Annotated in this window: 2 protein-coding genes; one reads left to right on the top strand and one right to left on the bottom strand. The window is 36.5% G+C overall.

The features are described from left to right. The first annotated feature begins 139 nt into the window (after window positions 1-139). On the top strand, window positions 140-988 hold the full coding sequence (locus tag ADH52_RS01950; RefSeq protein WP_049509757.1) for a putative RNA methyltransferase: 849 nt from the start codon (window positions 140-142) through the stop codon (window positions 986-988). Window positions 989-1093: 105 nt separating this feature from the next. Here ADH52_RS01950 and ADH52_RS11610 read toward each other — a convergent pair whose 3' ends face one another. After that, window positions 1094-1300, bottom strand: coding sequence for a hypothetical protein (locus tag ADH52_RS11610; RefSeq protein WP_049509755.1), 207 nt, complete (start codon window positions 1298-1300; stop codon window positions 1094-1096). Window positions 1301-2030: the final 730 nt, after the last annotated feature.

Genomic DNA, 2030 nt, shown 5'->3' with positions numbered 1-2030 from the left:
GGCTGTACTTGAGTACGGCAAGGCGACGTTGACGTGGTTTGAAGAGATTTTCGAAGAGTATTAGTTTTATTTCTACCGAATCTCCCATCTACTTACTCCTAAAGTTGCTTTCACTTGCCTCTTTTGATACACTTAAACTATGAATACAAATCTCAAACCCAAACTTCAGCGCTTCACTGCTGCGACTGCCTTTGCCTGTCCTATCTGCCAAGAAAATCTGACTCTGGTAGAGAGCAGTCTCAAATGTAGCAACCGTCATTCTTTTGACCTAGCGAAATTCGGCTATGTTAATCTAGCCCCTCAAATCAAGCAATCTGCTAACTACGACAAGGAAAACTTTCAAAATCGCCAACAAATCCTAGAAGCCGGCTTTTATCAAGCTATCTTAGAGGCCATTTCCGATTTACTTGCAAGCTCAAAAAATGCCAAAACAATTTTAGATATCGGTTGTGGTGAAGGTTTCTATTCTCGCAAGCTTCAAAAAAGGCATCCTGACAAAACCTTCTATGCCTTTGATATTTCCAAAGATTCCGTCCAAATCGCTGCCAAGAGTGAACCAAACTGGGCAGTCAACTGGTTCGTAGGTGACTTAGCTCGTCTTCCTATAAAAGACGCTAGCATGGATATCCTGCTTGATATCTTCTCACCTGCCAACTATGGAGAATTTCATCGCGTTTTATCCAAAGACGGCATCTTGATAAAGGTTATTCCAACTAAAAATCACCTCAAGGAAATCCGTCAGAAGGTACAAGACCAGCTGACAAACAAGGATTATTCTAATCAAGATATCAAGGATCATTTCCAGGAACGCTTTACCATCCTATCTAGTCAAACCGCCTCTCTGACTAAGACTATCACAGCAAATCAGCTCCAAGCCCTACTCAGCATGACGCCCCTCCTCTTTCACATCGACCAGACTAAGATTGACTGGAGCCAACTGACAGAGATTACCATTGAGGCTGAGATTCTGGTTGGAAAAGTACTATAATTGACACAAAAAACCGCATTTCAAGAAAATCTGCGGTTTTAAATTTCAATTTTTAAACTATCTATCCCAAAAGTCTAAAACATTTAAAGCTTTTAGCTTCTCCATTTATTTTCGATTCGAAATAACAAACTTATCAATGAACAGTAAGTGATATAAGGCAAGTGTAATTCCCGATAAGCACCCATGATAAGAGATTTCTTGATGGGTAAGGGGGTAAAGATTACTATTACCCGCCAAGAGGCAGGTCAAAATGATAAATAAAATCCAAAATAAATCAGTCCATTTATATTTTGAAAAATATTTTTTCCACATAAAAACACCTTCTTTCCTACAATCATATTATAATACTTTATGTAAGCGAATACAAGAGATATGAGGTAATCAACTACGAAGAAATATAAGGCTGAAGACAGTGAAAACCAGCATTTTAAGCGCTGGTTTACTGTTTTAAACTAGGTTTCTTACAAGCTTACTAACACTTAGCTTTTAAAAAAGTTAGTTTTTGAAGCGCTTGGATAAATAGAATCTAGAAAACAGAAAAAACTAAAAAGAATGTAGGGAAATAAACCCTACATTCTTAAAATAACTTAGTACATAAATGACAATGCTGTCGCCGCCATCAATATTGCAAGAACTATTTTCCAAATTTTTTTATTTTTTCCAAAAATCTTATCAGGTAACAAGCTTATTACAAGAAAGGTAATAAACAACACCAATTTAAGTGTATATATCATAAGAACACCTTCTTTCCTATAATCATATTATAATACTTTGTGTAAGCGAATACAAGGGATATGAGGTAATCAACTGCGAAGAAACAAAAGGATGAAAGACAGTAAAAACCAGCATTTCTAAACCTTCACTGTATCTAGGATCTCCCTATTTTTAGACAAAATTGACTCAAATCCACAGCATTTAAAAAAGCGAATTTCAATCGAAACTCGCTTTTTTACAAAATGTATTAGTGTGAATTTGTATCTTATACTCAATGAAAATCAAAGAGCAAACTAGGAAGCTAGCCGCAGGCTGTACTTGAGTACGG

Source organism: Streptococcus pseudopneumoniae, from assembly GCF_001072665.1.
Taxonomy (GTDB): Bacteria; Bacillota; Bacilli; order Lactobacillales; family Streptococcaceae; genus Streptococcus; species Streptococcus pseudopneumoniae_S.
The sequence above is the reverse complement of the archived record's forward strand: the minus strand, read 5'-3'. Positions and strand labels throughout refer to the sequence as shown.

Excerpts from the sequence above, each read along its gene's own strand:
- ADH52_RS01950 (WP_049509757.1), top strand. The coding sequence starts at position 140 with ATGAATACAAATCTCAAACCCAAACTTCAGCGCTTCACTGCTGCGACT.
- ADH52_RS11610 (WP_049509755.1), bottom strand. The coding sequence starts at position 1,300 with ATGTGGAAAAAATATTTTTCAAAATATAAATGGACTGATTTATTTTGG.